This window comes from Acidiphilium sp. PM (assembly GCF_000219295.1).
GTDB classification, from domain to species: Bacteria; Pseudomonadota; Alphaproteobacteria; order Acetobacterales; family Acetobacteraceae; genus Acidiphilium; species Acidiphilium multivorum.
Genome location: NZ_AFPR01000031.1, coordinates 1 through 5,487, shown reverse-complemented (window position 1 = coordinate 5,487; position 5,487 = coordinate 1). Strand labels below are relative to the sequence as shown.

At 70.6% G+C, this 5,487-nt stretch carries 4 protein-coding genes; 2 read left to right on the top strand and 2 right to left on the bottom strand.

Annotation, left to right across the window (positions count from 1 at the left end; all coding sequences use genetic code 11):
* Together APM_RS01020 and APM_RS01015 are read right to left on the bottom strand one after the other, a co-directional pair.
* The coding region (locus APM_RS01020; protein WP_007421498.1) for an aldehyde dehydrogenase family protein at window positions 1-1,286 on the bottom strand (1,286 nt) is incomplete at its 3' end.
* Window positions 1,283-2,206, bottom strand: coding sequence for a dihydrodipicolinate synthase family protein (locus APM_RS01015; protein WP_007421497.1), 924 nt, complete (start codon window positions 2,204-2,206; stop codon window positions 1,283-1,285). The genes APM_RS01020 and APM_RS01015, both read right to left, overlap by 4 nt.
* A 319-nt stretch (window positions 2,207-2,525) precedes the next feature.
* Here APM_RS01015 and APM_RS01010 point away from each other — a divergent pair, with 319 nt between their 5' ends.
* Both APM_RS01010 and APM_RS01005 read left to right on the top strand, forming a co-directional pair.
* Complete coding sequence (locus APM_RS01010; protein ID WP_007421496.1) at window positions 2,526-3,923, top strand: MFS transporter; 1,398 nt, start codon at window positions 2,526-2,528, stop codon at window positions 3,921-3,923.
* On the top strand, window positions 3,886-5,487 hold a 1,602-nt coding region (locus APM_RS01005; RefSeq protein WP_241763085.1), incomplete at its 3' end, for a radical SAM protein. The genes APM_RS01010 and APM_RS01005, both read left to right, overlap by 38 nt.

The window sequence follows — 5,487 nt, the reverse complement described above, 5'->3', positions numbered from 1 at the left end:
TGATCCTCGGGTTCGAGATGCAGCGTCGCGGTCAGCTGCCCTTCGAGACCGACGATGAGCTGCCGCAGCTCGGCCGCGTCGCGGCAGCGGACGAGTATCCCGGCTGCGCCGAAGATCTCCTCGGCGAGCGAGGGGGTAGCCAGGAATGTCGCGGCATCCGTGGCGAACAGCGCCCCGCCCGGCCCGCGCGCCACCTCTTCCACACCGCGCTCAGCGGCCCTCGCCTCGATCCCCCGTTCACAGGCACTGCGAATGGCGCCGGTGAGCATGGTCTGCGCCGCCGCCGCCGCAAGACCCGCGCGTGCCGCGTCGAGAAAGGCCTGCAATCCCTCGCCCTCGATGGCGAGCAGCAGGCCAGGATTGGTGCAGAACTGGCCGGCACCGAGCGTGAGCGACCCCACGAAAGCGGTGCCGAGTCCTGCACCGCGCCGTGCCAGCGCGCCAGGCATGAGCAGGACGGGATTGATGCTGCTCATCTCGGCGTACACCGGAATCGGTTCCTTCCGCCGCGCTGCGATCGCCGCGAGAGCGAGCCCGCCGCCGCGCGAGCCGGTGAACCCGACCGCCTTGATGCGTGGATCGGCCACAAGCGCCCCGCCAAGCTCGTTGCCCGCGCCGAACAGCACCGTGAACACGCCCTCCGGCAATCCGCAGGACGCGACGGCGTCCGCCACAGCATGCCCCACCAGCGCCGAGGTCAGCGGATGCGCCGGATGCGCCTTCACCACCACTGGGCATCCCGCCGCGAGGGCAGACGCCGTATCCCCGCCAGCCACGGAGAACGCCAGCGGGAAATTGCTGGCCCCGAACACCGCGACCGGGCCAAGCGGAATGTTCCGCAGCCGCAGATCCGGCCGCGGCAGGGGCTGGCGCGCCGGCTGCGCGGTATCGATCCGCAGGTCGGCGAAGCGCCCGGCGCGCAGCACGCCGGCGAACATCCGCAACTGCCCGCAGGTGCGGCCACGCTCCCCCTCGATCCGCCCGCGCGGCAGCCCGCTTTCGGCACAGGCCGCCTCCACCAGCCGGTCGCCCAGCGCCATGATGTTGGCCGCAGCCGCCTCGAGAAAGGCGGCGCGGGCCTCCGGTGTGCTGTCCGCGAACGCGACCGACGCCGCTTCGGCCCGCGCGCAGGCCAGTGCCACCTCGGCAGCGCCAGCCTCGCCGAAACCGGGCGCGCGTGGCTCGCCGGTCGCCGCCGTCCTGCCGTGAAACGCGACACCCCCCGTCTTCACGAGGCCCGCGCCGAGAAGGGTGATCCCTTCCGCAATATCGATTTCCGCTGTCATGCCGCGTGCTCCTTCAGCAAACCCCAGGTCACAAGATTCCGATGCAGTTCCGCCTGCTGCCGCTCGGCAAGCGGCCAGGCGCCCGGCGGGCGCACCGCCCCGCAATCCTCACCCATCAGCGCCAGCGCCGCCTTGACTACCGACACGTTGGTGCCGTTGCCCTCCTCGGCGCGCAGCGCCTCGAACGGCTCCATCACCTCGATTAGCGCGCGCGCCTTCGCATAGTCGCCATCTTCCAGCGCGGCATGAATGGCAAGCGAATGCGCCGGCCAGACATTGATCAGCCCCGAGGTGAAGCCCCGCGCGCCGACCGCGTAGAACGCGGGTGCCCAGGTCTCCGCTAGTCCGCCGACCCAGACCAGCGCCGGATCGGCCCGCTTCATCGCCGCGGCCAGGCGCATCGGCGCCGGCGTCGCCCATTTCACGCCGACGACCTCGGGGATGGCGCAGAGATCGCCGATCGCATCTAGGCCGATCCCGTCATTGCGCAGATAGATCACCACCGGCAGCCCCTGCCCGGCCTCGGCAACCCGGCGCACATACTCGACCACGCCGCGCGGCGCGACGAACGGATCGGGCGGCTGGTGAACCATCAGCGCCGAGGCACCGGCGGCGCGGGAAGCGCGGGTCAGCGCCAGCGCGTCGCCGATCGATCGCCCGATGCCCGCGATCAGCGGCACCCGGCCGGCGACCAGTTCCGCCGCCGCATGCACCGCGCGCTCGGCCTCATCGGTCGTTAGCGCGTAGAATTCGCCGGTATTTCCGTTTGCGGTGAGGATATGCACCCCGGCGGCCACCGCCCGTTCCACCACCGGCCTGAGCCGGGCGGTGTCGAGACGGTCATTTCCGTCGAAGGGCGTGGCCAGAATCCCTGAAATGCCCGCAAGCCGGGCACGGAAGGTATCGCGGTCGAATGTCATGGGCGCTCCTGTCATTGGCGCGTCAAGGGCCATCCGCGGCCCCGCCGGTCCGGTTGACGAACGGACTGAAGTCGGCAGTCGGATCCCCCGGCAAGCGGGCCAGACCTTAGTCCCGCCCCTTCCGGGAGGCAACAAATTGATCTTTATATTTTACGAATCGATCCCTCCGCCCATCAGCCCGAGGGCCGGATGGCAGAATGAAGGCGTGAGGCTGTAACCATTGTGTTCTGGCGGACGTAAGGCACCTTACCGGAAGGCATTCCGTCCTCCGGAAGCGGGATATCTCGATGCCGGAACCCGTCAGCACAGAGGATCGTTCATGACCAGGCGCCCTTCCGCCCCTCCCTCGGACAGTCATCTCCTGCACACGCTGTCGGAGCTGAGCTGGAACCGTTTCCACACGACGGCGGTGCTGCTGTTCGGCCTCGGCTGGGCGCTGGATGCGTTCGAGGTGACGCTGATCGGCAATGTGCTGGGGGCGTTGCGGCAGCATTTCGGGCTCGGCAGCAACGCGATGTCGGTGATTCTCGCGGCATGGTTCGTCGGGCTGATGATCGGGGCGGCGGGGTTTGGCGCGCTGTCCGACCGCCTTGGGCGGCGGCGTGTGTTTCTGGCCAGCCTCGTTTTGTATGGCGTGGCGACGCTGGCCACCGCCTTCGCGCCCAATCTCGCCGCCCTGCTGGTGCTGCGGCTGCTCGGCGGCATCGGCGTCGGCGCGGAATATTCGGCGATCAACGCGGCGATCGCCGAGCTGGTGCCGAGCCGCTCGCGCGGGCGGGCGGCGGCGATCGTGCTGAATTTCTGGCCGCTGGGCAGTTTCATCGCCGCCTTGCTGGCCTGGCTGGTGCTGTCTTCCCTGCCGCCGGATCTGGGCTGGCGGGTTGTGTTTGGCCTGGGCGGCGTGGTCGCCCTTTCGGCGGCGTGGTTCCGCCGGCATCTGCCCGAGAGCCCGCGCTGGCTGATCGATGCCGACCGGGCGGAGGATGCGCGCGCTATCGTCGCCGGGATCGAGGCGGGGCTCACGACGCTGCCGCCGGCGTCCGCGGTGCCGGTCGTGCACCGGATCCGCCGCGAGGCGGGGCAGTTCGGCCGGCTGGTGCGGCAATATCCGGGCCGGTTGCTGCTGGGGGCGGCGCTCGATTTCGCCGAGGCCGCGGGATATTATGGGTTGTTTGCCTTCCTGCCGATCGTGGTGCTGCCGGTGCTGCATCTGCCGGCGGACCGGCTGCCACTGTTCTACCTCGCCGGCAGTGTCGGCGCCGCCGTGGGCGGGCTCGCCGCGGCGTCGCTGCTCGACCGGATCGGGCGGAGCTGGACGGTCGGCGGGTTCTATCTTGCCACCGCACTCGGCCTCGTGCTGTTCGCCCTGGTGACCGGGCTCGGTGCCGGGCCGATCATGCTCGGCTTCGCGCTGGTGAACCTGCTGGCGACGGGAAGCTGGATCGCCGCCTATCCGACCTTCTCGGAACTGTTTCCGACCGCGCTGCGGGCGACGGGGATCGGCGCCTCGGTCGCGGTGGGGCGGGTGGGCGCGGTGCTCTCGCCCTTCCTGGTCGGCTATGTCGGCGCGCGCTCGATGCCGGCGGCACTGATCATGCTCGCTGCGTTCTGGGCGCTGGGGGCGGTTGCCATCCTGATCTGGCGGCTGCGCGGGGGGATCGAGGCGCGGGGGCTTGCCCTTGAGCAAATCAGCGCCGCATCGGCGCGCGGCGTGTAGGGGGCGGGCGATGCTCGACATGGCGGGAAGCGCGCCGGCGATTGGGCCAGAGACCGTACCAGTGATCGAGGCGGATGGGCCGGTGCTGGTGTTTGGCGGCTGCTACAGCAATCTGCAGGCGACGCGGGCGCTGCTGGAGGCGGCGCGGGCGCACGGGATTCCGCCGGAGCGGATGATCTGCACCGGCGACGTCGTCGCCTATGGCGCCGATCCGCAAGCCTGCGCCGCGCTGATCCGCGACCACGGGATCGCGACGGTGATGGGTAATTGCGAGGAGCAGCTCGGCGCGGGGGCTGCCGATTGCGGCTGCGGCTTTACCGAAGGCTCGTCCTGTGACCGGCTCGCCGCCGCCTGGTTCGCCTATGCCGATACGCGGATCGACGACGCGACGCGGCGCTGGATGGCCGCCCTGCCCCGGCGGATCGACCTCGTGATCGGCGGGCGGCGTCTGGCGGTGGTGCATGGCGCGCCGAGCCGGATCAACCGCTTCCTCTTCGCCTCCGACCCCGATCTCGTGCTGGAAAGGGAGATCGGCATCACCGGCTGCGACGGGGTGATCGCCGGGCATTGCGGCATCGGCTTCACCCGGCGGATCGGCGATCTGGTCTGGCACAATGCCGGGGCGATCGGCATGCCGGCGAATGACGGCACGCCGCGCTGCTGGTATTCGATCGTCTCCCCCACCGACGCCGGGCTGGAGATCGTGCTGCATCCGCTCGACTACGATCATCACGCGGCGGCGGCGGCGATGCGCAGCGCCGGGCTGCCGGAGGAGTATGCCGGGACGCTGGAGAGCGGGATCTGGCCCAATCTCGACATCCTGCCGCATGCCGAGCGGGCGGCGACGGCGACGCGGCTGGAATGCGCGCCGGCGGCGGATGCCACGGTCGCGCTCGAAGGGCTGGAGACGCTCTGGTTCAACACCGGCACGCTCTGCAATCTCGCCTGCGAGGGCTGCTACATCGAAAGCTCACCGCGCAACGACCGCCTCGCCTGGCTGCGGCTCGACGGGTTCCGGCGGGTGCTGGACGAGGCGGCGAACCGCCATCCCGAGCTACGGGAGATCGGCTTGACCGGCGGCGAGCCGTTCATGAACCCGGATATCGAGGCGCTGATCGGCATGGCACTCGACAGGGGCTATCGGGTGCTGGTGCTGACCAACGCGATGACGCCGATGCGCCACCACATGGCGGCGATCGCGGGGTGGCGGGGGCGGGATTTGCATCTGCGCGTCTCGCTCGATCATCATACCGAGGCCGGCCATGCGGCGCTGCGCGGCGAACGCGCCTGGGGGCCGGCGCTGGAGGGGATCGGCGCGCTGTTCGCTTCCGGGTTCCAGCCCTCGATCGCGGCACGGTTCGACCCGGCGGTGGAGGACGAGGCGGCGACGCGGGCGGGGTTCGCCCGGCTGTTCGCGGCGCAAGGCTGGGAGATCGACGCGTTCGACCCCGAACATCTCGTGCTGTTCCCGGAGATGGACGTGCCGGCGGCGGCGGCGGGCGTGAGCGCTTCCGCCTGGGCGGCGCTGCGGCCGCGCGGGGCGGATGCGATGTGCCGCACCTCG